This window comes from Ruegeria sp. D1(2025) (genome assembly GCF_056536425.1).
Map to the genome: position 1 here is coordinate 1 of NZ_JBQFPO010000047.1, position 518 is coordinate 518.

1 protein-coding gene is annotated in these 518 nt (G+C 61.6%); it reads left to right on the top strand.

What is annotated here, in order from left to right; genetic code table 11:
* The coding region (locus tag ACR1XU_RS23160) for a PLP-dependent aminotransferase family protein (RefSeq protein ID WP_480915725.1) at positions 1–518 on the top strand (518 nt) is incomplete at both ends.

The window sequence follows — 518 nt, forward strand, 5'->3', positions numbered from 1 at the left end:
GGTTTTTTCACCCAGTCTCTTTCGGATCGTGATCCTGAGCTTTTCGGCTCGATCCGGTCCGAGTTGGGCCGCCAGCGCGACGAGATCGAGCTGATTGCGTCCGAAAACATCGTCAGCGCCGCAGTGATGGAGGCGCAGGGCTCGGTGATGACCAACAAATACGCCGAAGGCTATCCCGGGCGGCGCTATTATGGCGGCTGCCAGTTCGTGGACATTGCCGAGAATCTGGCCATCGACCGCGCCAAGCAACTGTTTGGCTGCGGTTTCGCCAACGTGCAGCCGAACTCGGGCTCTCAGGCCAACCAGGGCGTGTTCCAGGCGCTGATCAAACCCGGTGACACCATTCTGGGCATGAGCCTGGATGCCGGCGGTCACCTGACCCACGGCGCGCGCCCGAACCAATCGGGCAAGTGGTTCAACGCGGTGCAGTACGGCGTCCGCAAGGAAGACAACATGCTGGACTATGATCAGGTCGAGGCGCTGGCGAAAGAGCACCAGCCCAAGCTGATCATCGCCGG